Origin of the sequence: Pigmentiphaga sp., from assembly GCF_033795525.1 — a bacterium.
GTDB lineage: Bacteria > Pseudomonadota > Gammaproteobacteria > Burkholderiales > Burkholderiaceae_B > Pigmentiphaga.
This window is the reverse complement of the sequence record NZ_JARYGM010000011.1, coordinates 35900-59992: the sequence shown is the minus strand read 5'-3', so window position 1 is coordinate 59992 and position 24093 is coordinate 35900. Positions and strand designations below refer to the sequence as shown.

At 65.6% G+C, this 24093-nt stretch carries 20 protein-coding genes; 6 read left to right on the top strand and 14 right to left on the bottom strand.

Annotated features, from left to right (window positions below):
- Nucleotides 1–147: 147 nt before the first annotated feature.
- Nucleotides 148–723, bottom strand: a complete 576-nt coding sequence (locus QHC78_RS18380; protein WP_319747148.1) for a BPSL1445 family SYLF domain-containing lipoprotein — start codon at nucleotides 721–723, stop codon at nucleotides 148–150.
- 229 nt (nucleotides 724–952) lie between these two features.
- Here QHC78_RS18380 and QHC78_RS18375 point away from each other — a divergent pair, with 229 nt between their 5' ends.
- The 4 genes from QHC78_RS18375 to QHC78_RS18360 all read left to right on the top strand — a co-directional run bounded on the left by QHC78_RS18375 (nucleotide 953) and on the right by QHC78_RS18360 (nucleotide 4190).
- Nucleotides 953–1771 (top strand): alpha/beta hydrolase, encoded by an 819-nt coding sequence (locus QHC78_RS18375; RefSeq protein ID WP_319747146.1) that lies wholly within the window; start codon nucleotides 953–955, stop codon nucleotides 1769–1771.
- A 140-nt stretch (nucleotides 1772–1911) separates the two neighbouring features.
- Entirely contained in the window at nucleotides 1912–2556 is a 645-nt protein-coding gene (locus QHC78_RS18370; protein WP_319747144.1) for a YiaD family glycine zipper/OmpA-like lipoprotein, read from the top strand.
- A gap of 172 nt (nucleotides 2557–2728) precedes the next feature.
- Complete coding sequence (locus tag QHC78_RS18365) at nucleotides 2729–3295, top strand: GNAT family N-acetyltransferase (RefSeq protein WP_319747142.1); 567 nt, start codon at nucleotides 2729–2731, stop codon at nucleotides 3293–3295.
- Between the two features lie 4 nt (nucleotides 3296–3299).
- Nucleotides 3300–4190, top strand: coding sequence for a DUF72 domain-containing protein (locus tag QHC78_RS18360; protein ID WP_319747140.1), 891 nt, complete (start codon nucleotides 3300–3302; stop codon nucleotides 4188–4190).
- A gap of 51 nt (nucleotides 4191–4241) precedes the next feature.
- Here the strand turns inward: QHC78_RS18360 and QHC78_RS18355 are convergent, their stop codons facing one another.
- From QHC78_RS18355 to QHC78_RS18295, 13 genes are all read right to left on the bottom strand, one after another.
- Nucleotides 4242–4829: a DNA-3-methyladenine glycosylase gene (locus QHC78_RS18355; RefSeq protein WP_319747138.1), complete on the bottom strand. Its 588-nt coding sequence runs from the start codon at nucleotides 4827–4829 to the stop codon at nucleotides 4242–4244.
- A 52-nt stretch (nucleotides 4830–4881) separates the two neighbouring features.
- The gene (gene lon / locus QHC78_RS18350; RefSeq protein ID WP_319747136.1) at nucleotides 4882–7320 is read right to left on the bottom strand and encodes an endopeptidase La; all 2439 of its coding nucleotides are present in this window, start codon (nucleotides 7318–7320) and stop codon (nucleotides 4882–4884) included.
- A 23-nt stretch (nucleotides 7321–7343) separates the two neighbouring features.
- On the bottom strand, nucleotides 7344–7748 hold the full coding sequence (locus QHC78_RS18345) for an Hsp20/alpha crystallin family protein (RefSeq protein ID WP_319747134.1): 405 nt from the start codon (nucleotides 7746–7748) through the stop codon (nucleotides 7344–7346).
- A gap of 145 nt (nucleotides 7749–7893) precedes the next feature.
- Nucleotides 7894–8880 (bottom strand): Bug family tripartite tricarboxylate transporter substrate binding protein, encoded by a 987-nt coding sequence (locus QHC78_RS18340; RefSeq protein ID WP_319747132.1) that lies wholly within the window; start codon nucleotides 8878–8880, stop codon nucleotides 7894–7896.
- Nucleotides 8881–9105: 225 nt separating this feature from the next.
- Nucleotides 9106–10353: an amidase gene (locus tag QHC78_RS18335; RefSeq protein ID WP_319747130.1), complete on the bottom strand. Its 1248-nt coding sequence runs from the start codon at nucleotides 10351–10353 to the stop codon at nucleotides 9106–9108.
- Nucleotides 10350–11402 carry a 2,5-dihydroxypyridine 5,6-dioxygenase NicX family protein gene (locus tag QHC78_RS18330; protein ID WP_319747128.1) on the bottom strand — a complete coding sequence of 351 codons (1053 nt, stop codon included), beginning with the start codon at nucleotides 11400–11402 and terminating at the stop codon, nucleotides 10350–10352. Before QHC78_RS18330 ends, QHC78_RS18335 begins: the two co-directional genes overlap by 4 nt.
- A 39-nt stretch (nucleotides 11403–11441) precedes the next feature.
- Nucleotides 11442–12455 carry an alpha/beta fold hydrolase gene (locus QHC78_RS18325; RefSeq protein ID WP_319747126.1) on the bottom strand — a complete coding sequence of 338 codons (1014 nt, stop codon included), beginning with the start codon at nucleotides 12453–12455 and terminating at the stop codon, nucleotides 11442–11444.
- A gap of 14 nt (nucleotides 12456–12469) precedes the next feature.
- Nucleotides 12470–12967, bottom strand: coding sequence for a flavin reductase family protein (locus tag QHC78_RS18320; protein WP_319747124.1), 498 nt, complete (start codon nucleotides 12965–12967; stop codon nucleotides 12470–12472).
- 25 nt (nucleotides 12968–12992) lie between these two features.
- Nucleotides 12993–13286, bottom strand: a complete 294-nt coding sequence (locus tag QHC78_RS18315) for a putative quinol monooxygenase (protein ID WP_319747122.1) — start codon at nucleotides 13284–13286, stop codon at nucleotides 12993–12995.
- Nucleotides 13287–13300: 14 nt separating this feature from the next.
- Nucleotides 13301–14788: a 4-hydroxyphenylacetate 3-hydroxylase N-terminal domain-containing protein gene (locus QHC78_RS18310; protein WP_319747119.1), complete on the bottom strand. Its 1488-nt coding sequence runs from the start codon at nucleotides 14786–14788 to the stop codon at nucleotides 13301–13303.
- 57 nt (nucleotides 14789–14845) lie between these two features.
- Nucleotides 14846–15838 carry an ABC transporter permease gene (locus QHC78_RS18305; protein WP_319747117.1) on the bottom strand — a complete coding sequence of 331 codons (993 nt, stop codon included), beginning with the start codon at nucleotides 15836–15838 and terminating at the stop codon, nucleotides 14846–14848.
- A gap of 4 nt (nucleotides 15839–15842) precedes the next feature.
- A complete protein-coding gene (locus QHC78_RS18300) occupies nucleotides 15843–17402 on the bottom strand; it encodes a sugar ABC transporter ATP-binding protein (protein ID WP_319747115.1) in 1560 nt (519 codons plus the stop codon).
- A 96-nt stretch (nucleotides 17403–17498) separates the two neighbouring features.
- Nucleotides 17499–18551, bottom strand: a complete 1053-nt coding sequence (locus tag QHC78_RS18295; RefSeq protein WP_319747113.1) for a substrate-binding domain-containing protein — start codon at nucleotides 18549–18551, stop codon at nucleotides 17499–17501.
- A 307-nt stretch (nucleotides 18552–18858) separates the two neighbouring features.
- Here QHC78_RS18295 and QHC78_RS18290 point away from each other — a divergent pair, with 307 nt between their 5' ends.
- Both QHC78_RS18290 and QHC78_RS18285 read left to right on the top strand, forming a co-directional pair.
- Nucleotides 18859–19500 (top strand): TetR/AcrR family transcriptional regulator, encoded by a 642-nt coding sequence (locus QHC78_RS18290; protein ID WP_319747111.1) that lies wholly within the window; start codon nucleotides 18859–18861, stop codon nucleotides 19498–19500.
- 142 nt (nucleotides 19501–19642) lie between these two features.
- A complete protein-coding gene (locus QHC78_RS18285) occupies nucleotides 19643–23983 on the top strand; it encodes a DEAD/DEAH box helicase (protein WP_319747109.1) in 4341 nt (1446 codons plus the stop codon).
- Nucleotides 23984–24093: the final 110 nt, after the last annotated feature.

Here is a 24093-nt window from a genome sequence, read left to right as displayed (position 1 = left end):
GGCGAGGCTCCCGCCCCGCGCGCCTGGCGCCATGCCAGGCCGTCTGCGGGACGCCTCGCCAGTTTCCCGGTAGGCCGAGGCGCCCGCAATGCGAGGATCCCGTGACGGACAGGCTTGTCATCCCCTGCCCGTACGGCCCCGCGCCCGCTACAGATCGAGCCGGGTGATTTTCGTCCCTTCGACCGTCAGGTTGGCCATCAGTCCGGCATTGGTGAGGGCGAACGCCACGACCGGCGCACGCGCGGTATTGACGTCGACCGCGGCATTGACGCCCGCCTTGACGACCGCGACCGAGCCGTCCACGCCGGCGGTCCACCCCTTGCTGGCCTTGAAGCGGTCGAGCTCGGCCTGGTTCATGAACATGAAGATCAGTGCCTTGGATTGTGCGCCGGCCTGGAAGCCGAACGAGCCGCTTGCGGTGCTGTAGTAAGCGGTGGTGCGTGCCCCCTCGCGCAACGCCCCTTCGCCATATTCGCCGCCGACGACCAGGCCGGCCGAGATGACGCTGGGGAACACCAATATGCCCTCGGCCTTGGTACCCAGTTCGCGAGCCCCCTGGACCGTCGCGTAAAGCCGGTTGAGCGCCTCGTTGACACCCGAATCGATCCGCGCCCGTCTTGCGGCAGGGGAACCATCCCCGTTCTGGGGATTGGTGGTAGTGCAGCCTGCCGCGACGAGCAGGCCCGCAGCCGCGCTGGCGTAGAGAAACTGGCGACGTTTCATGTTCTCTCTCCTTGAGTGAACTTGCCGGGAAGTCGGCTTCCGTAAGCCGGCACGCCGGCCGGCAGGGACAAGCATAGGCATTCTGCCGGATATACGTCAAAACGGCGTACACAAACGTAACCGGCTTGTGCGTAGGCATGGGCGGCCCGGTCGGGAAAACGCTCCGAACGACAAGCGACTATTTGTGCGAAGATCCCACGAAAGCGACCGTTCCCGCCACAGGCACCCCATGTCCGGATTTGACGTTCAAGACATCGAATTCCCCTCTTCAGACGGACACACGCTGCTGGGCCGGCTGTATCGGCCTCAGGGCGACACCCCGGTACCGCTCCTGGTCGACGTGCATGGCGGCGCGTGGATACGCGGCAACCGCCTCAACAATGCCTCCATGCACGAAACGCTGGCCGAGGAAGGCATTGCCGTTTTCGCGCTGGAGTTCCGCATGCCTCCGCAAGTAACGTTCCCCGGGACCATTGCCGACGTCAACGCCGGCCTGCGATGGGCCCGCCAGCATGCTGCGGAGCTGGGCAGCCGACCGGAATGGGTCGGTGGGCTGGGGACGTCCAGCGGCGGGCACCTCCTGATGCTCAACGTACTGCGTCCCCACGACCCGCGCTATGCCGGCCCTCCGGACGACGCGGCGCCGCTGGTCCACTATGCGGTTGTCTGCTGGCCCATTCTGGATCCGCTCGCACGCTACCGCATGGCGCAGGAGCGCCGCATCGTGAAGCTCGTGGACGCGCATCGCGCCTTCTGGCCGGACGAGGCGGCGATGGAACGCGACAACCCCCACCTCGTCATGGAACGCGGGGAATGGCTTCACTTGCCCCCTGTATTGTTGATACAAGGCACCGGCGACACGAATGTGGACCACTTCGGAGCCGACGCTTTCGGCGAGCAGTACCGTCGGGCCGGCGGCGCTATCGAGGTGCTGAAATACGACAATGAATGCCACATGTTCATCACGGTGGAACCCTCCGCGCCCGCATCGCTGCACGCGATGGACCGCATCCGGCAATTCGTGCGAAGCCAGGCGCGATCAGCTTGACCCGCGGAAAATGCAAACAATGCGCATAAACGTACAAAATGTTTCGATTCCCCTCCTGGGGTAGACGCTAACATCTGCCAGGCTTAAGCGCAGTCAATACGTAACGACGCCTTATGCCCAGTCCACACCAGGAGCTCAACATGAAAACCAAGACTCTCTCCAAACTTGCGCTGGTCGCCGCGCTCGGTGCGTTCGTCGCCGGCTGCGCCAACCAGCAGCACACCAACACGGCCATCGGCGCTGGCGGTGGGGCCGCGCTCGGGGCCGGCCTGGGAGCACTGCTGGGTAACTCCCGGGGAGCAGCCATCGGCGCAGGTCTCGGTGCAGTCGCCGGCGGACTGGTCGGCTACAACTGGAAGACGGTCAAGCAGAACGTCGAGCAATCGGGTTCCAAGAACCTCGGCATCGACATGACGGAACAGCCGGATGGCTCGCTCAAGGTCAACGTGCCTAGCAATGTTTCCTTCGATACCGGCAGCTATGCGCTCAAGCCAGCCCTGCTGCCCGTGCTCGACAGCGTAGCCAAGACGCTGAATGAACATCCCGAACTGCGCGCCAAGGCGGTCGGCCACACCGACAATACCGGCCAGCTGTCGCTCAACCAGACCCTGTCGCAGAATCGCGCGCTGGCAGTCACCAACTACCTGATCAGCAAGGGCGTTTCCCCCAACCGGCTCAGCACCGAAGGCCGCGGTCCGAACGACCCCATTGCCGACAACAACACGGTGGAAGGCCGCGCCGCCAACCGCCGCACCGAGCTTTACCTGTACGCCGTCCAGGGCTGATCCCGGCACCACCGTCCCGTGCTCGCACGGGACGGTTTTTGTTCCGGCATGACGGGCGCCGCGCGCACCCGGCCGAAACGCCAAGACCTCGGCGCATCCGGCGCGGGCCGTGGCGTTCTTAGGTAAAGTAACGCCATGCCCGGCAATGGCCGAGGCCTTGGAGTTCATTGCCATGCCCAGTTCTCCCGCCCTGGCTTGCTCGCCATCGACACTTGCCATCCGCGACGCGACTGACGCCGATATGTCGGCCATCCAGGCCATCTACGCCTTTCATGTCCTGCATGGCGTCGCCAGTTTCGAAGAAGTCCCGCCGTCCCTGGAAGAAATGCGCACCCGGCGTGCGACGGTGCTCGGCTTGGGCCTGCCCTACCTCGTCGCGGAACAGAACGGCGTCATCCTTGGCTATAGCTATGCCGGCTCTTACCGCGCACGCCCCGCCTACCGGCACACCATAGAGAACTCGGTCTACGTCGCCGAGGGCGCGAGCGGCCGCGGCATCGGCGTCGCGCTGATGGAAGCGTTGATCGCCCGCTGCGAGGCCGGGCCGTGGCGCCAGATGGTGGCGGTGATCGGCGACAGCGGCAATACGGCCTCGATCGCCCTGCACAAGAGGATGGGATTCGAGATGGTGGGCGTGCTTCGCAGCGTCGGGTTCAAGCACGGCCGCTGGGTAGACACGGTATTGATGCAGCGCGCGCTGGGCCCGGGCGCGGACACGCTGCCCGGCCCGGCATCATGATGCCATGAGCGACATTCGCGTAGGCATCTCCGGCTGGCGCTATGCCCCCTGGCGGGGCGTGTTCTATCCGGACGCGCTGCCCCAGCGCCTGGAGCTGGCCTACGCATCGCGGGAATTCTCCACCATCGAGCTCAACGGGTCTTTCTATTCACTGCAAAGGCCGGAACGCTACGCCGACTGGTACGCCGCCACGCCGCGCGGATTCCTGTTCAGCATCAAGGGCCCGCGCTACCTGACCCATATCCTGAGGCTCAAGGAAATCGATCGTCCGTTGGCCAACTTCCTGGCATCCGGCATCTTCGAACTGAAAGAAAAGCTGGGACCGATCCTGTGGCAATTCCCGCCCACCTTGCGCTTCGATCCGGAGCGCTTTGAACCGTTTTTCCGCGCCCTGCCGCGCGACACCGACCAGGCCCGCGCCATGGCGGCGCGCCACGAAGACCGCATGCGGGACCGTTCCAGCCTGGCCGCGCTGCCTGGCATGCCGATGCGCCATGCGATAGAAGTCCGGCACGAAAGTTTCGTCGACCCCGCCTTCGTCCAGATGCTGCGCCACCATCGCGTCGCGCTGGTGGTGGCCGACACGGCCGGCAAATGGCCCTACAAGGAAGACGTCACGGCAGACTTCGTCTACATCCGGCTGCATGGCGACAAGGAACTGTACGTCAGCGGCTATACCGACGCCGCGCTCGATCGTTGGGGCAAGCGTATCGCGGCCTGGAACCGCGGCAGCGAGCCACGCGACGCCCACCGCATCGGCGCCAAGGCCGCACGCAGTCCGGGCCGCGACGTGTTCTGCTATTTCGACAACGACGCCAAGGTCGAAGCGCCGCGCAATGCCAAGACACTGATGCGCAAGCTGGGGTTGCCCATGCGGGCCGACGGCGGCGCCTGAGCGGCGCGCGGCCGATACGTGCTCCCATTCGCGCACGACCGGTCCAAACGCTTATTCCCTTCGAGCAGCAGGAAACGGCCTGCTCAGGAAGCGGGAGCCGGCCCAGCCGAAACGCCATGGCACGTCCCGTGCCTTGGATATCCCGATTCTGGGCCCCGTCACGATAGGCGGCTCGTCCCTCCTCGGCTCCAGCGCGAACGGCGCCCGGTCCAGCGCAAGGCCGTCGAGGCTGGCGTCGATGCCCAAGGCCTGGCCGACGCGCCCGGGCCCGGAGCACAGCAGTTTCAGATCGTCCACTCGTCGGCGCGCCCGCATCCGGTCCAGGCCGTGCGTGGGCTCCAGCGCGCGTATCAGCACTCCCGCGCCGTGCCCGGATTCCCGGCAGACCAGATTCAGACACCAATGTATGCCGTAAGACCGATAGACATATGCCCGGCCGGGCGTGCCGAACATGGAGGCGTTGCGCGCCGTCGGCCCCGAGAAACTATGCGATGCCGGATCTTCGCGGTCGTAGGCCTCGGTTTCCACGATGCGCCCGCCTACGCCATCCACCAGCAGCGTCACGCCTATCAGCAGGCGCGCGACCTCGGCCGAAGAGGCATGGAAATCGATATTCGCAAGCCGTGCACTCGAACGCATGGAACTCCCAGGGAAACCGCCCGCAGCAAAGGAGACGATCATACGCCGCGGGCTAGCCTGCCGCTTCGACCACCTGGGGAGCGGCATCCGCCGGCGCGACCGCCTTGATTGCATCTTCGACGGTGTCGAGGAATACGAACTGCAGCTGCTTGCGCGACTCTTCGGGGATATCGTCGACGTCCTTGCGATTGCGTGCCGGCAGCAACACCGTATTGATACCCGCGCGCAACGCCGCCAGCACTTTCTCCTTGATGCCGCCCACCGGCAGCACCAACCCGCGCAGGCTGATCTCGCCGGTCATGGCGCGGTCGGCCGGTACCGGGGTGTCGGTCATGAGCGAGGTCAGCGCGATGAACATGGCCACGCCCGCACTCGGGCCATCCTTGGGTATCGCACCGGCGGGCACATGGACATGGATGTCATTGCGCTCGAACAGCGCGGGATCGACGTTCAGGGAAACCGCTCTCGCCTTCAGCAAGGTCAGCGCGGCCTGAACGCTCTCGCGCATTACCTCGCCCAACTGCCCCGTCAGTATCAGCTTGCCGCTGCCCGGCGTCTTGCTGGCTTCGATGAAAAGAATATCGCCGCCCACCGGCGTCCAGGCCAGCCCCGTGGCCACGCCCGGCAGGCCGGTGCGCATCGCGATCTCGCTCTCGAACCGCCGCGCACCCAGCACACTGTGCAGGTCGCCCACGTCGATACGCACCTGCTGTGCCGTGCCCTCGGCGATGCTCATGGCCGCATGCCTGAAAGCGCTGCCTATCTCGCGCTCGAGATTGCGCACGCCGGCCTCGCGGGTATAGCCATTGATCACTTCGTGGATGGCGGCATCGGTGATTTCGCACTGTTCCGGACGCAAGCCATTGGCCTCCAACTGCCGGGGGACCAGATACCGGCGCGCGATCTGCGCTTTTTCTTCCTCGGTATAGCCCGGCAGCGAAATGACTTCCATCCGGTCGCGCAAGGGTCCGGGAATGGAATCGAGCACGTTGGCCGTCGCGATGAACAAGACCTTGGACAGGTCGAACGGCACGCCCAGATAATTGTCGCGGAAGGTATCGTGCTGCTCGGGATCGAGCACTTCCAAGAGCGCCGCGGCCGGGTCTCCCTGCACGCTGGCCCCCAGCTTGTCCACTTCGTCCAGCATCATCACGCAGTTGTTGGAACCGGCCTTGTGGATGGCCTGGATGACGTTCCCGGGCAAGGCGCCGATATAGGTGCGCCGGTGCCCTCGGATTTCGGCCTCGTCGTGCACGCCGCCCAGGCTCAGGCGCACGAACTTGCGGCCTGTGGCCTTGGCGATACTCTGGCCGAGCGAGGTCTTGCCCACGCCCGGCGGGCCGGCAAAGCACAGCACGGGACTCTTGCCGCCGGGATTGAGCTTGCGCACGGCCAGGTACTCGAGAATACGGCGCTTGATCTTGTCCAGGCCGAAGTGGTCCTGGTCCAGGATACGGCGTGCCTCGGCGATGTCGATGCGGTCCTCGGTGGACACCGACCACGGCAGCTCGATCAACCAGTCCAGGTAGGTACGGATCATGGAATATTCGGCCGACGCCTCGGGAATGCTTTCCAGCCGCTTGAGCTCTTTGCGCGCCTGCTTCTCCGCCTCTTCCGGCATCCTGGCCTGGGTTATCCGCTCGGCCAGCTCTGCCAGTTCCGCGCTATTGCCCTCGGTTTCACCCAGCTGCTGCTGGATGGTTTTCAGTTGCTCGCGCAGCATCACTTCCCGCTGGCGGTCCTCGAAGCGCGCCTTGGTCTGCTGGTCGATGTCGCGGCTGATGCGCAGCACCTCGATCTGGTGCGCCATGTGCGTGAGGACCTTGTCGGCCCGGGCAATGACGTCGACGGTATCCAGGACTTCCTGCTTTTCTTCCGGCTTGATTTCCATCATCCCGGCAAGAAAATCGGCCAGCAGCGGCGCCGAGGTCATGTTCTGGATCGACGCGGCAAGCTCGGCCGGCGCCTGGGGCAGCAACTGCAGGATTTCCTGCGAGCGCATCTTGAGCTGGATCAGGCGCGCCTCGATCTCCGAGGTCATCACCTCGGGATCCTGGAAGCGCTGCACTCTGGCCACCATGAAGGGATAGCCTTCGAGCATCTCCACGATGCGGAAGCGCTGCACGCCCTGGCAGATCACATGGTGGGTGCCGTCGGGCGCGGTCACATAGCGCAGGATATTGGACACCGTGCCCATGGCGTGCAGGTCTGCGCCCTGGGGATCGTCCACCTCGGGATTGCGCTGCAGCACGATGCCGACCTGGCGATTGGCGCGGGCCGCCTCCTGCGCGGCGCGTACGGAGCTGTCGCGGCCGACCGAAATGGGCGCCACCAGCCCCGGGAACAGCACGAGGTTGCGTACCGGGATGAGCGTCAGGGCGTCGCTGGGGAGCGCTGTCACGGCGCCTGCGGCCTGGCCGCCCGGCTTGGCGCCCTCCTGGGAATTAGGTGTTTCCGGGGCGGACTGCTGGTCTCGAAATTCGTTTTCCATGGCTTCTTACCTGTCCCGGTGGTCTATCCCAGCTTGAGCAAGGTCAGCAGGAGGCAGCCGTCCACCATCCTGGACTCGCGTATCTCGAAGGTGCCCGGCGGCAGCGCGATGCGCCGCTCAAAGCGTCCGTAGGGGATTTCTATCCGGCGAATGTGCGATTCGGCCGGCGCCGGCAAGACCCGCTCGCCGACCACCGAAAGCGTGGCACCCTCGATCAGGACCTGGACCTGGTCAGGCGATACGCCGGGCAGCGCGACCAGGACGGACAACGCCCGGCCAGTCTCGAAGATATCGACGGGGGGCTCCCAGGTGGGCCCCTGCGGGCCGCCGTGGCTGAGCCGGAAGAACTGGCGATGCAGGTCGTCGGCCTGCTCCAGCAGCTTGACCGCATCGATCCACATGGCATTGGAGGACTTGCGATAGATCATGGTCCTTGTCCTGACGCGGGCCTGCCGGCCCATAGCCTGAAATTAAGGCCGCAGGCCGCATAAGGCAATAGGGACAGGAAAAACGGCCTCCGGCCGGCACGCCAGGACGCGCGCCGGCCAAGGCTTCGCAAGTTCGTAACAGATGTTATTCGTTCTGCAGTCCGTGGCGCGCCACCACGTCCTTCCAACGGGCGAACTCCCTCCGGTTCAACTCCCCGAAGGCTTCTGGAGACGTCAGTACCACGTCATACCCCTTTTCGAGCACCGTCTCGCGCATCTGGGGCGTGTCCATGATGGCGCCGACTTCGTCGTGCAGTCGCTGGACGATCGACCGCGGCGTGCCCGCCGGCGCGTACATGCCTACCCAGATGGTCAGGTCGTAGTCCGGGTATCCCGACTCGGCCACGCTGGGCACGTCGGGCAGCAGGCGGGACCGCATGCGCCCGGTCTGCGCCAGCACCTTGAGCTTGCCCGAGGCGATGTTGGCCCGCGACGCCTCCACCGAGCCGATGAGCATGGTCGAACTGTTCTGCATCACGTCCATCGCCGCCGGACCCATCCCGTTGGCCGGGATATGCCGCATCTTGGTGCCCAGCATATCTTGCAAGACCAACGTGAACAGATGGGTCGTCGAACCCAGGCCTGGCGAGCTGTAGCTGGCGTCCTCGCCCATTTTCTTCAGGTAGGCGACGAACTCCGGGAACGTCTTCGCGGGTATCGCCGGATGGGTCAGGACGGCCAGCTGGCCGGAAGCGATCTGGCCGATGGGGGCGAAATCCTTGATCGGATCGTAGGGGGTCTTGCGCGAGGCCGGCGTCACGACGTGGGTGTTCAGAGACATCATGATCGTGTAGCCGTCCGGCGCAGCCTTGGCCACGTAGGCGGTACCGATCGCAGCCGAAGCTCCCGGCTTGTTCTCCACCACCACGCTCTGCCCCAGCCTGGCGGCAAGCTTCTCCGACAACAGGCGGGAGAACGTATCGGGACTGGTGCCGGGCGTATAGGGCACGACGATCTTGACCGGCCGCGACGGATAGACCTCTCCCGCCCGAGCCCCGGCCAGGAACCCGATACCCGCCACGCCCAAGGTGGCGGCGAGCGCAACCCGGGTGGGGGAAAGAATGCGTTTCATGTTTGTCTCCTCATCTGTCTGGAAGCTCCCGGCGATACACCGGTGAACCTCCACTGGCTCTACGGCCAACGAAGCGAGGCGCCCGGCATGCCGTGCCGGCGCCGGATCACTCTAACAAACATACTATATGTATTTTTGGGCGTTGGTGACCCCCTAAGGGAAGTCACCGAGACCTAACGATGCGTTTGTTTCACCCTATTGAAAGGGCTCGCATGGTCTGGCTTTTCAGGCTGGCCGTAGCCTGGCCTGGGCCCACGCGCCCACGGCGAGCAGACTGGCATCCGCCCCCGGCGCTGCGACCAGCTGTACGCCCAGCGGCAAACCGCGGGGCCCCTTTCCGACGGGCAAGGCCAGGCAGGGAGCGCCCAGCGCGGTCCAGAGAATGCACATCAGCGGGCTGCCGGTGCCTTCGACGGCCAGCGGCGCTTCGCCCAGCGCGGCGGGGGCTACCCAGGCATCGAAGCCGGCCAGGTGCATGCCGAGTTCCGCTTTCAAGCGTCCCAGCGTTTCCTTGGCCGCGCGGTAACTGGCATGGGAGACTGCCTGGCCCTTCTCGCACAGGCCCTTGAACGCCGCGCTCAAGCGGTCGGCGTAATGGCTGTATTCAAAAGCGTAGTTGCGCGCCACTTCATAGGCCATGACCAGGCCGTGGCAATCGAACGCCTCCTCGAAGCTTTCCGGCAATTGGACGGCCTCGACGTTGGCGCCGCCGGCGGCAAGCGCCTTGGCGGCGTCTTCCACGGCCTGGCGGGCCGCCGGTTCCAGGAGCCCCCATTGGCGCGTGCGGCACAATCCCAGGCGGGGCGCACGCATGGGCACCACCAAGGGCAGGACGGCTTCGCCATTCAAGACCTGGCGGATGCGCGCGATCGGCTCGACCTCGCGAGCCATGATGCCCAGGCTATCGAAGGACTGGGCCAGGGGGCGTATGCCCGAGAGGCCGAAGGCGTCGTGGCTGCCTTTGTAGCCGACCACGCCGCAATAGGCGGCCGGACGGATCAGGGAACCGGCCGTCTGGCTCCCGAAGGCCGCCTCCACCATGCCGGCGGCGACTGCCGCAGCTGAACCGCTGGACGAGCCGCCGGGCGTGGCCTCCAAATCATGCGGATTGCGAGTCTTGCCCGCGGCGAAATAGGCGAATTCGGTACTCACCGTCTTGCCCAGAACCAGCGCCCCGGCATCCCGGCAAGCGGCCACGCAGCCGGCGTCCCAGGCGGGCTGGCGGCCGGCGTACGGCGCAAAACCCAAGCCGGTCGGCATATCGTGCGTATCGATGATGTCCTTCACGCCAATGAGCATGCCGTGCAGCGGCCGGCCGGCCCGGACGTCGTCGATTTCCCGCGCCATGCGCCGCGCCGCGCCTTCATCCAGCCACTGCCATGCCCCCACCCGCGACTCTTGCCCGGCGATGCATGCAAGCGCCCGGCTCAGCGCCTGCTGGGCCGGGCCCGTCGACTTCTCCTGCGCGCTCATGGACGCTTGACCCGCATGTCGTCCGGAATCACATCGCCATTCAGCACCATGGGCTCGCCGTCCAGGTACAAGCTCGCACCCTTCATCACGATGTCGAGGTGGGCAGGCGTATCGCGGGTGCCGCCGACGTCGGTATTGGGACCGGTGGACCACAGCACGTTGCCGTAGAAGGCGCGGCCGTCCTGCCCGATGGCTGATTCCTTGTCGATCAAGCTGATGCCGTTCCACAGCGCCATTTCGTCCAGGCCCCAGCCCACGTGCGCCATGGCATAGGCGTCGGGGTCGTTCCATGCCTCGAAGAAATGCTTGAGGTGCATGGCATCGAACCCGCCCTCGATATTCTGGATGAAGCCATCCTTCACGGTAATGTGGATTTCGCTGCGCACGAAGTCCTTGAAGGGAAAAATGATGTCGCCTTCGCGCAGCACGATTTTGCCGTTGCTCCTGCCTTCGTTCGGCCAGGTGTAGGCGAACACGCCCGGGAAATGGTCCCAGCGGCCGGGCTCGTCGGTAAAGCCGTACTGCACGATGGGCTTGTACTGGCCCAACTCGTAAGTGATGTCGGTGCCGGCTTCGTTGGTAAACCGCAGGGTCTTGGCGGCCGCCAGCCGGCGGCCCGCCGCCTCGGATCTTGCCCGGCTGTCCGGACGGGCCAGCAGGCGTTCGAGGATCTCCGGCGGTTCGACCACCATCAGCACGCGCGTGCCGGCCTTCTGGATCTCGACTTGTTCGGGGGAATGCAACAAGCCGATCAGGTCGATCAGGATATCCGCCTTCTTCAGCACCTCGACGCCGGAGCGGTGGCCCGTCAGCGCCGAGCGCCCCCAGACCGCGCCCAGCGCAGTGGTCGGCGTACCGAAGGATTTCACCGGGGCCGGCAAGTTCAGGTTAAAGACTTCCGCGCCAAGCTGCTGGCCCGCGGCAAGGAAGGCGTCGACGTAATCCTGGCGCGTGTTCGGGCCGCTCAACACCGCCAGGGTTTCACCCTGGGTAACTTTGCATAGTTCGAGTTCGCGCCGGAACAACGCAAGCAAATCAAGAGCGCTCATGGGGTTCTCCGTGGATCGGTGGATGTAGAGGGTGAAAGTTCATGCGTCGAGCCAAGCGCGCACGGTCTTGCGCAAGAAGGCCGCGTCGGCCGGGTTCTGCGCCGGGTTGCCGGCCAGGTGCCCCCAGTCGCTCGGAATCACGGACAATAGGCCCCGGCGCAGGTGTATCAACTCGGCTTCGTTGTCGGCCACGCGGAAGTAAAGGTCCGAGCGCCCTGGCAGCAGCAACACCCGCGCCTCGATCGAGGCCAGGGCTTTGGACAGATCGCCGCCAAACCGCTCGTCGGCGCTGATGTCGCTGTGCCACCAGGTCGTCAGGTGGGCGTAGAGGTCGGAGGCATGGCGGGCAGCAAAGCGCGGCACCCATACTTTGCCGAGATAGTCCTGCAGGCTGTCCATGCCGGGGATGGTGCGATAGTCGCCGTGGCGATAGAACTCCTGGCTCAGCGCCCAGCCGGCATAGACGCTGCCGAAGGCGCGCAGTGCGGCCTGCGGCCGTTGGCTGAAGCGTCCATTTCCCTGGTATTCGGGCGCGGCTTCCAGCAGCGCTTTGAGCCCCTCCAGGAATACCCGGTTGTGCGGCGCCGTCCGGGCGCTGCCGCAATTGACCACGATGCTATCGACCAGGCCGGGAAACCGCGCAGCCCAGTGATAGGCCTGCTGGGCGCCCATCGACCATCCGTAGACACATGCCACGCGCCTGACGCCGAACACTTCCTCGAGCAGGCGCGCCTGGGCGCGCACGTTGTCCCCACCCGTCACCAGGCTGGGAAAGCCCTTGTTGTTCGACGGACTCGAAGACAAGCCATTGCCGAACGTGTTCATGATCACGATGAACCATCGCCGCGGATCGAGGATCTTGTCCGGGCCGATGATCCATTCGATGTCCTTGTCATGCGCGCCGAAGCTGGTCGGATAGACGATGACATTGTCCCGCGCGGAAGAAAGCCTCCCGAAGCTCTTCCAGCATAGTTTCGCATCCGGCAGGATCTCGCCGGATTGCACCGGGAAGTCTCCCAATTCAAAAGTGCCGGATTGGATCTCGATATCCATGGCAAGGATCCCCTTCAAGCCAAAGCCAAGCGGCGATAAGTCCGGTCGGCATAGATCAACGGGTGATCCGCGCCGACCTCGATTGCGAGGACTTCGCCCACGAGAATGTGATGCGTGCCGAACTCGAAGGTACGGGCAAGGCGGCAGTCAAAGCTGCACAACGTGCCAGGCAGCATGGGAGCCCCCGTCACGCCCCGTCTCCATTCCGCGACGCCGAAGCGATCGTCGCGATACTCCGGCACCATCCCGGCGAAGACGTCGGCGACGCGCGACTGGCCCTCGGACAGGATGTTGGCACTAAAAACGCCGTTCTCCAATAACGCGCCCAGTGCCTGGCTCTGCCGATGCACGCAACACAGCACGGACGGCGGTTCGATGGATAGCGAGACGAGCGAGGATACCGTCAGGCCGGCCCGCCCTGCCATGCCGTCGGTAGCCAGCACCGTGACGGATGAAGCCATGGCGCGCATGGCCCGGCGGAAACACTCTTTATCGACGACTGCCGCTTCCATGATGTTCTCCTTCACGCCTATGGGGCTAGAGGTCCAGCGCCACGTAGCGCTCGATGCGCCGCTCGTCCAGGCAGGGTGGAATGGCCTTCTTGGCCCATTGCTCGAAATGCGGCGTGGACTGGTGCGCCAGGTAGGCCGCTTCGTCCACGTAGAGCTCATAGAGGAAAAAGCGCGCCGTATCTGCCGGATCGCGGTGAAAGCGATAGGCCAGGCAGCCCGGCTCGGCCCGGGTCGCCTTGGCCAGTTCGGTGACGGCGGCCAGGAACGACTCCTCCATCCCGCTTTTGACGACATAGGCCACGCAAGAAGAGAAATTCATCGCTGTGTCCTCCTCTAGATGCCGGCCAGGTCCCGCGCGACGCTCATGATGTTCTCGCGCGGGTATTCTCTGTAGAGACGCTCGCGCAGGAAGTTGGCGGGCGTAGCGTTGACGTTCTCGAACAGCTCCGTGCGGCCGGCATGGGAGTCGGTCGTCAGGTCCCAGATGAAATTCATCAGCCGGTTCTTGTCGCGCGCGCTCATGTTGCGGCCCGGCAGCAGTTCGTCGAGCAGCGGGCCGATCTCGCTGTTGGCGAAATCGGCCTTCTGGAAGCGCATGACCAGGCCCTGGCCGCACAGTTCCTGCACGGTATGGATGATGCGCGGGTAGTGCTCGATGGAATGCAGCCGGCCGGCAGTCAGCATGTTCACGTCCGGCGCCAGCACGCCGTTTTCGGACGGCTGCGCGAGCCGCTCGGCGGCGACCACGAACGCCTTGAGCGTCTGCGCATAGCAGATGAGCTCGGCCAGATAGGCGCGCACCTGCGGGATCTGGGCCGTACCCAGCACGTCCATCACGAGCTGGCCGATGCCGACGAACAGATCGGCCTTGACAGCCAGGCGGCTGAGGATATGCCAGTGCACCCACAACGTTACCGGCCCATACAGCTTGAGCAGCTCCGGATCACCGACGTTGAACAACCGCTCGTTCGGCACGAACACATTGTCGAAGATGATGAGCTGGTCGGATTCTTCGCCCCGGCTGGCGAGCGGATGATCGAAGGGGTCGGCGCCGGGATGCGAGACCGACTCGCGGCAGACCAGTTTCAAGCCCTCGGTCGCGACGGGGATTGCGCCCCAGACACACCCTTCTGGCGGAAAGTCCGGGCGAGTCAGGTTCGAGAAAATGATTTCGTCGGCCTGGGCGGCAATGGAACCTACGGATTTCGCGCCGCGCAAAATGACGCCGTCCTTGCGCCGCTCGACTACCCGCAACAAGCCTTTGGATGCCGAGGAGCCCGCCGAGCGGTCGGCCTGCGGGTCAGCCAGCACCTCGGCCGCAATAATGTTGTTCCTGCGGCCGTACTCCAGATAGGTATCGATATTGCGCGAGAAGTCCACGTCCTGGCTGGCATGCTCGAAAATGGGCTTGCGTGCATACAGGCCGACCGCAATCAACGGCGCCAGGTCGGGCGGGCGACCGAAGCTGCCTGCGGTTTTCAGCGTGGTGTACTCGATCAGCTTGCGGCGCTCGACGAAATCCTCGGGCTTGGTGATCAGCTGCCAGGAACGGCTGGTGCGCGTGCCATCGTCGCCGACGATAGTGGTCACGTCCCTCAACGCCGGGTCGAATTGCGCATCGAACGTTTCGGCCAGCAGCGAGATGCCCGGCCCCAGTACCGGGTTCGCGGTCACGTCCTCGACTTCTTGTCCGCCAGTCCAGACACGGCGGCCGTCGCGAAGCGACTCAACGTACTCCTTGCCTGTGCGAAGGCAGCCTTTCCTGGCCTGATGGGCGGGGGTCGTCGAGGCTCCTTCCCGGAGTGTCAGGGTTGCATCCATTTGCTATGACTCCTGTTCGATAGCACGGTTGTGTCAGGACCGATGCCAATGCGCAGCTCATTCGCCGCGCTGGCTCCGGCGGGTCTTGTCGAGCACCACGGCGGTCAGGATGACCAGGCCGGTCATGAGGGTCTGCATGAAAGAAGACACGCCCATCAGGTTCAACGAGTTGGAAAGCATGGAAAGGATCACGGCGCCGTAGAGCGCATGCAGCATTGAGCCGCTGCCGCCGGTCAGCGCGATGCCGCCCAGCACCACGGCCGCTACCGAGTGCAGCTCCAGGCCGGCGCCCGCCATGGGCTGCGCGGAGTTGACCCAGGCTGTCAGCACGATGGCGGCTATGCCGGCGGTCAGCCCGCTCATGACATAGACCAGCACGGTGTAGAAGCGCACGTCGATGCCGGAGGCGTAGGCCGCCCTGGCGCTGGAGCCGATTGCATAGAAATAGCGGCCGGCCACGGTGAAGCGAAGCAGCAGGATGCCCAGCAGCAGCGTTGCCACGGCAACCAGCGTCGGCACCGGGATGCCAGCCACCGCGCCGTAGCCGAACAGCTCGATGAAGGAATCCGGCATGTCGTAGATGGGCAGGCCGGACGAAGCCATCAGCGCCAAGCCCTGGCACACCGACAGCATGCCCAGCGTCACGATCAGCGGCGAGGCGCGAAAGCGCGTCACGAACAAGCCATTGACCAGGCCCACCGCGGCGCCGGTCAGAAGCATGACCAGCAATCCGGCGAACAGCCCGAACTGGTTCATGGCCAACACCCCATACACGCCGCACAGCGCCAGATTGGCGGCCAGCGAAAGGTCCAGGCCGCCGGTGATGACCGCCAGCGCCTGGCCGACCGACAGGATCAGCAACGGCGCGGTCTGCCGGCTCAGGTTCAAGAGGTTCTCAGTCGTCCAGAAGCGTGGCTCGACAATACCCGTCACAGTCGCCAGCAGGGCAATGAAGGCCGGCAGGATGTAGTCCTTGCTCTGGAAACGCTTCCTGGGCTTGACAGCCTGGCCGCTCAGCTCCTGGGTCACGTTCATCTCGCTCGTCGTCACGGTGTTACTCCACATGGGCGGCGGGAGCCGGCATAGCGGCGCGCCCCAGCACGCCAGCAATGACACGGTCTTCGTCCGCCATCGAAGGGTTGATGATTTCGTCGGTCAGGCGGCCGCGGTAGATGGTGTAGACCCGGTCGCACAGGGTCAGCGTTTCCGTCAGGTCGCTCGACAACACCAGGAAGGACTGGCCGGCGTCGGCACGGACCTGGATACTCTCGTAGATGTCGTGCTTGGCGCCGATATCGATACCCGCGGTCGGCTCCTCCATCACCAGAACTTGCGGATCGCACCCGAGCGCGCGGCCGATCAGCACCTTCTGCTGGTTGCCGCCGCTAAGGCTGGTAATGGCCTGCTCTTCCGAGCCGAAGCGCACGCGCAGTGCCTTGAGCGCCTCCTGTGCCTGGCGCCTTTCGCGGTCGCCGCGGATCAGGCCGAGGCGTGCATGCTGCCGCAGCGAGCACAAAGACAGATTCTCCCGAATCGACCGCTGCGGCAAGATGCCTTGCTCCTTGCGGTCCATCGCCAAATAGCCCAAGCCCAGCATGCGTGCCTGCGAAGGCCCGCGCGGCCGATAAGGCCGGCCCTGGAACGACATCTCGCCCGCCACGGGCGGCGAGATGCCCACCAGCGCCCGGGCCAAGGCTTCACGGCCGCTGCCCACTACGCCATAGACGCCAACGATTTCTCCACGCGCCACGGTCAGGTCGACGCCCTCGCAGCCGTCCGCGGTACGCAGGCCGGAAACCTGCAAAACGATATCGCGCGAAGACTTGGGCCCGCGCCGGGACTCTCCGCCCAACTGCCGGCCGGTCAGCATTTCGATCAGCGCCTGTTCGTCCAGTCGATCGTCCACGCCGACCGTGCGGGTAATGCGGCCATCGCGCATGGTGCTGACCGTGTCGCCGATCTCGAATACCTCGCGCATGTGGTGGGTGACGTACAGGATGGCAGTTCCGCGCGCCCGCAGCCGCCTCACCAGGGCAAAGAACGCCACTTTCTCATGCTCGCTCAGTGCCGACGTCGGCTCGTCGGCGATCAGCAACCGGGGGCCTTGCAGCAAGGCCTTCGCAATTTCCAGCATCTGCTTCTCGCCCACGGTCAGCGCGCCGACCTGTGCGTCCAGTGGCAGGTCGAGCGACAGCTCCTCCAACATGGCGCGAGCGCGCTCGCGTTCCTTGGCGCGCGCCAGCCGGCGGAACGGATGGCTGCCGGCCTCGGTACCCAGGAACAGATTCTCGACGACGCTCAAGTGCGGCGCCAACGACAACTCCTGGAAAATGATCGAGATGCCCTGGGCCCGGGCCTCCTTCGTACTGCGAGGCGCCACGGTCTTGCCGCACAACCGGATCTCGCCGCCGTCGGCAACGTGTACGCCGGCCACGATCTTCGCCAACGTCGACTTCCCGGCGCCGTTCTCGCCCAGCATGATGTGCACTTCGCCGGCGCGTACGCGCAGCGAGGCATCGGCCAGCGCCTGCGTAGCGCCGAAGGCCTTGGAAAGCCCCGACACTTCCAATACCGGTGTGCCGGCAGCGCCGTCGTTCTGGTGCGACTCAGTCATGATTCCGCTCGTCTCAAGGACCGGAGGGTGAGCGCCGCCCCGTGCCCCGGCTTGCAGCCGAGGCGACACCTGCCAATCGGGACAGCGCGCTCGCGCTTACTGAAAAGACGGTACCTGCCAGCTTGCCGGCGGCCGGTCGTAGTTCGACAAGTCGTAGCCCGCCAGATCCTTGGCCGTCATCTCGACCAGCGGAACATGGAACTCGGGGTAAGGCACGGCGCCGGCCGGGGTCATCTCGGGCAAAGGCTCGCCGTTCAACAGACGGGTGAGCACCTGTATGGCCGAGCGGCCCATCAGGATCGGCTGCTCGGAAACCACGACCGCTACCTGCCCCTCCTGCATGAGCGTCACGGTGCGGTCGGTAATCGTGCCGGTCGCGACCTTGGCCTTGCTCTTCATGCGCTTGACCGCCATGCCTGCGCCGATGCCCAGATTGGCGGCCGCGGTATAGATGAAATCTGCCTCCGGATACTTCACCAGCAGGTCTGAGGCTTGGGCCAAGCCATCCTCCAGCTTGGTATCGCCCCGGAAGGTATTGCCCAGCAGCGTCATGCCTTGGCATTCCTTCGCGCGCTTTTGCACGCCGTCAAAGCGCAGCTTGTTCCATGCGGGGCCGTTGGGACCTGGCACGGTGATGACCTTGGCATTGGGCTTCTGGCGGCAGATATAGTCGGCCAGCATCTCGCCCACCTCTACCTCGTCGATGGTGACGCCAGCCTGCACCAGCTTGCTGTTGACCGGCACACCGACGGCAATTACCTTGACGCCCTTATCGGTCAGGCGCTTGATCGCGCGGTCGAAACCGTCGTAGTTGGTCGCCCCCAGAATGACAGCATCCAGGTCGATGGTGGACAAGCTTTCGAGCTGGGCGATCTGCTCGGCCACCTTGCCATAGCCGCCGGCGCCCATCAGCCGGACGATTTGCACGCCAGCCGGGGCCGCTTCCTGGGTCAGGCCGTAGGCGATGCCCTTCCAGTAGTCGTCGACGAAGTGGACCAGCGTCACGCCCACGCGGTAGGGCCTCTTCGCCTTCGTTTCCTTGATTACGCCACGCAGACGATCGAGCTCAGCCGCATGCGCGGAAGCACAGCCGATTGCCACCGATACCGCCACTGCAACACCTGACAACGCTTTACGGATCATGCTCATTTCACATTCCCCTTGTGTGTTCGCGATCCTTGTGGATCCGCGTTTTTCCCAGCGTGTCTCCGGGTTCTTATGGGCCTGCTTTTGGTGCTTGCTGCTCTCGAACGGTGCGTGCCGCCCCTCTTTCGCGAATGTCGTCGCGACGGCAAAACCGGACTTATCGAATACAACTCATTTTTTGAATGCTATTCAAATTCGAACGTGAGTCAAGAATTTTTTCTAAACTTAGGGTATGCCTGGAAATAGCGAAAGCAAGCGACGACGCGCAAGCGTCACGGACTTCACACCACCGCACCAAGGAAGAAAAGCAATGACCGTGCCGGACTCGCCCAAGACGGAATCACGCAGTGAAAGAAAACGTCGGCAGAATCGCGAGGCGCTGATCGAAGCGGGGTACCAACTCATCGCCGACAAGGGCATCGACGCCGCGACGATGTCGGAGATCGCCGAAATGGCCGACGTCAGCGCGGGCACGGTCTACTACTACTTCGACTCCAAGGACGAGCTTGCCGTGGCCGTCATGGAGCGGGTGATGGAAAGGCTGGCGTGGCGCATCAGCGTCGCTACCAAGGGTTTTGACGACCCGGCCAGCGTCTATGCCTTCGGTGTGCGATCCACCATCCAGATCGCCACGACCGACCAGCGCTGGAACTGGCTGCTGCGGCGCTCGGAGGTCATCGCCGACGCCATGTTCCGCGTGCTTGGCCCTTACGCCACGCACGATCTTCGCCTGGCGGCCGCGGCTGGCCGCTTCCACTTCGAAGACGCCGAGCTGGTCTACCGGCTGACCACCGATGCCATCGTCGGCATCTGCCGCGCCATTTGCGACGGCCACCTGAGTTCCGCAAGCATCGACGAAGCCGTCATCCTGCTGCTGGGCATGGCCGGCATGCCGCGCGCCGAGGCAAAGAAAATCTTTCGCAAGAAATGGCCGAAGCTGCCGGAGGATTGAACCGTTCCGCCCCGCCGGCACGACGCCGTACCGATATGGAGCCTATACGCATCATTTTGACGCACTGCCTGCCGGCGGGCCGGCCATCTTGAACGATTTCCGGCCGGTTGCGATCCCGGGAACCAGCCTCATATAGTGGGGCATGACTTCCGCCCGCCATCCCGTGGATGCCCTCGAAGGCTTTCATCCCGCCGTCGCCGCGTGGTTCCGCCGCACCTTCGGGTCCGCCACCGATGCCCAGCGGTGCGCCTGGCCGCACATCCGCGCCGGCCGCCCCACGCTGGTCGCCGCGCCGACCGGTTCGGGCAAGACGCTCACAGCTTTCCTGGCGGCCATCGATGAGCTGGTGCGCGAAGGCGTGGCGGCGGGCGGCGCGCTTCCTGATGCCACCACGGTGCTCTACGTCTCGCCGCTGAAGGCCCTTTCCAACGATATCCAGGTCAATCTCCAGACGCCATTGGAGGGCATAGGCGCGGAACTGGCGCGCATGGGGCTGCCGGATCCGGGCATCCGGACTGCCGTGCGCACGGGGGATACCGAGGCCCAGGCTCGCCATGCCATGCGCAAGCGGCCGCCCCATATCCTGGTGACCACCCCGGAATCGCTGTATGTCCTGCTGGGGTCGGACAGCGGACGCCGCATGCTCGCCGACACCCGCAGTGTCATCGTCGACGAGATCCATGCGCTGGCCGGCAACAAACGGGGCAGCCACCTGGCCCTGAGCCTGGAGCGCCTGGACGCGCTGTGCGGCAAGCGGCCGGTGCGCATCGGCCTGTCCGCCACGCAGAAGCCTCTTTCTGCCGTGGCCCGTTTCCTGGTCGGAGACGCCTCGGAGTCCGGCTGCGAGATCGTCGACATCGGCCATGCCCGGCGGCGTGACCTCGGCATCGAACTCCCTCCGGTTCCTCTGGAGGCCGTCATGGCCACGGACGTCTGGGACCGGGTCTACGATCGCATGGCGGAACTGGCAAGCCAGCATCGCACCACGCTGGTTTTCGTCAATACCCGGCGCATGGCCGAGCGCGCCGCACGCCACTTGGCCGAGCGCCTGGGCGAGACGGCGGTCGCCGCCCATCACGGCAGCCTCGCGAAAGAGCACCGGCTGGATGCCGAGCAGCGGCTCAAGCGTGGCGAACTGCGCGTACTGGTTGCGACCGCGTCACTCGAACTGGGCATCGATATAGGCGACGTGGAACTGGTCTGCCAGGTCGGATCGCCACGCAGCATCTCTGCCTTCCTGCAGCGCGTGGGCCGTGCCGGACACCAGGTAGGCGGCGTGCCGAAAGGTCGGCTGTTTCCCACCTCGCGCGACGATCTGGTCGAATGCGCGGCGCTGCTCGACGCCGTGCGGCGCGGCGAGCTCGACGCGCTGCGCATGCCGCGCGCGCCGTTGGACGTGCTGGCCCAGCAGTTGGTGGCCGAGGTTTCGTGCCAGGAGTGGAAGGAAGAGGAACTCTACGCGCTGGTGCGGCGCGCGGATCCCTACGCCGGCCTGGAACGCGCTGCCTTCGATGCCGTACTGCGCATGCTGGCCGAAGGCTATACCAGCCGCCAGGGGGTACGGGCGTCGTACCTTCATCGAGATCCGGTAGCCGGCACGCTGCGTGGCCGCCGCGGCAGCAAGCTGACCGCCGTCACGTCCGGCGGCACGATCCCCGACAACGCCGATTATGCCGTGCTGCTGGAGCCGCAAGGCCTGATGATAGGCACGGTGAACGAAGACTTCGCGGTCGAAAGCCTGGCCGGCGACGTCTTCCAGCTGGGCAATACCTCCTACCGCATCCTGCGGGTCGAAACCGGCCGGGTACGCGTGGAGGATGCACACGGCGCCGCCCCCAGCATTCCCTTCTGGCTCGGCGAAGCCCCTGGCCGCAGTGACGAGCTTTCCGCCGCCGTGGCGCGGCTGCGGGCCGATGTCGAACGACTGCTGGGGTCGGGGTCGGGCCCTCTACCCGATATCGATGCCGGTGTCCGCGGCCTGGAGGAAACCATCGGCCTGGACGCCGCAGCCGCGCGTCAGATCGTCGAGTATTTCGCCCGGGCGCGCGCCGCGCTCGGCCGGCTGCCTACCCAGGACGTCCTGGTCATGGAACGCTTCTTCGACGAATCCGGCGGCATGCAGCTGGTCATCCATGCGCCGTTCGGCAGCCGGCTCAACCGCGCCTGGGGCCTGGCGCTGCGCAAGCGATTCTGCCGCAGCTTCAATTTCGAACTACAGGCCGCCGCGACCGAGGACACGATCATCCTGTCGCTGTCCACCAGCCACAGCTTTCCGCTCGAAGAAGTCTGGCGCTATCTGCACTCGAACACAGCGGAGCACCTGCTGATCCAGGCCCTGCTCGACGCGCCGCTGTTCAACGTCCGCTGGCGCTGGAACGCGACTACCGCGCTCGCGCTGCCGCGCTATGTGGGCGGCAAGAAAGTCGCGCCGCAGCTGCAACGCATGAAGAGCGACGACCTGCTGGCCGCGGTTTTCCCCGACCAGGCCGCCTGCCTGGAAAACGTGGTGGGCGAACGCGAGATTCCCGACCATCCCCTGGTGGCCCAGACCATAGATGATTGCCTGCACGACGCGATGGACGCCGAAGGCTGGCTGGCCCTGCTGCGCCGGGTCGAACGCGGCGACATCGCGTTGATCGCCCGCGACCTCCCTGCCCCCTCGCCCTTGGCCATGGAGATCCTCAGCGCGCGCCCCTATGCCTTTCTCGACGATGCGCCGCTGGAAGAGCGGCGCACGCAGGCGGTTCAGGCCCGGCGTTGGACCGACCCCGCCTCGGCCGACGATCTGGGGGCGCTCGACGTGGACGCGATCGCGGCGGTCGCCGCGGAAGCATGGCCGGAAGTGCGCAACGAGGACGAAATGCAAGAGGCCTTGATGAACCTGGCTTGCGTGACCGAAGCCGAGGCCGCGGCCAACGAAGGCTGGCCGGACTGGCTCGGGTCCCTGGCTGCAAGCGGACGGGCGGCGCGCCTGCGCGTGCAGCCGGGAACCGCCTTGTGGGTGCCGGTCGAACGGCTCGCGTGCCTGCGTGCGGTCTATCCCGCTGCCGGCGCCGAGCCCGACATCGCCATCCCGGCGGGCTACGACGAATCGTGGGAGCAGGAAGCGGCACTGGTGGAAGTGGTGAGGGCCCGCCTGACCGGCTTCGGGCCGCTATCGCTGCCGCGCATCGCCACCGACTTGTCCTTGCCCGAGCCCGCCGTGGCCGCCGCTCTGGCCGTGCTGGAGGCCGAAGGCTACGTCATGCGGGGCCGTTTCAATCCCGACGCCGTGCAGGAGGAATGGTGCGAACGCCATCTGCTGGCCCGTATCCATCGCTACACCATCAAGCGGCTGCGGCGCGAAATCGAGCCGGTCGAGCGCCAGGATTTCATGCGCTTCCTGCTCGAATGGCAGCACGTCGCTCCGGATGCCCGCCTGCACGGACCTGGCGCGCTGCCGCAGGTCATCGACCAACTGGAAGGCTACGAGGCAGCCGCCGGCGCCTGGGAATCGGATCTGCTGCCGGCGCGGCTCGAAGGCTACGGCCCGGGCTGGCTGGACGAATTGAGCCAGGCCGGCAAGATCGTCTGGATGCGCCTGGCCGGCCAGGGCCGCTCCGCGGCGGGCCCAGTCCGCGCCACGCCCATGGCGCTGCTGCCGCGGCGCCACCTGGGCCGGTGGCAGGCCTTGGTACCGCCGGACTGGCAGCCCGAGCTGTCTCCACGCGCGCAACGCGTCCACGAAGCCCTGGCCAGCCAAGGCGCCATGTTCTTCGACGAACTGTTGGCGGAGACCCGGCTGCTGCCCAACGAACTGGAGACCGCGCTGGGAGAACTGGTGGCCGCGGGCGTGGCCAACGCCGACAGCTTCGCCGGCCTGCGCGCGCTGCTCATACCCGCCTCGCAGCGCACCGCCCGCGAGCGGCGCCGCGCGCGCCATGGCACGACACTGCACCATATGGACCAGGCGGGCCGGTGGGCGCTGCTGCGCCGTTCCGCCGCGCCGCCACCGGCGGCGCCCGGCGGCAGGCGTCCCCGTACCGACCCGCAGGTCCTGGAACACATCGCGCTGGTGCTGCTGCGCCGGTATGGCGTGGTGTTCTGGCGCCTGTTGGAACGCGAGGCGCGCTGGCTGCCTCCCTGGCGCGAGCTATTGCCCGTATTCCACCGCATGGAAGCGCGCGGCGACGTGCGAGGCGGCCGCTTCGTCGCGGGCCTGGCGGGCGAACAATTCGCGCTGCCCGAGGCCATCCCCCTTTTGCGCGGCATCCGGCGCCGCGAGCCCGGCGGCGAACTGGCCTGCGTATCGGCCGCCGATCCGCTCAACCTGACCGGCACGCTGCTGCCCGGCGAGAAGGTCCCGGCCCTGGCAGGCAACCGCGTCCTCTACCGCGACGGCGTTCCCGTGGCGGCCGCCGTTGCCGGCGACATCCGCTACCTGGTCGAGGCCGCGCCTGCCGAACGGGAGCGCCTGCGTACGGCGCTGGTGGCCCAACGCTGACGCCAGCGCCCGGTATCCGCGGCATCCATGCACACCGTGGAAATACGAAAAGCAGAAATGCGGAAAACAGAGGGTCTGTTCACCTGCAAAACGCTACAATGGCGCGCTGC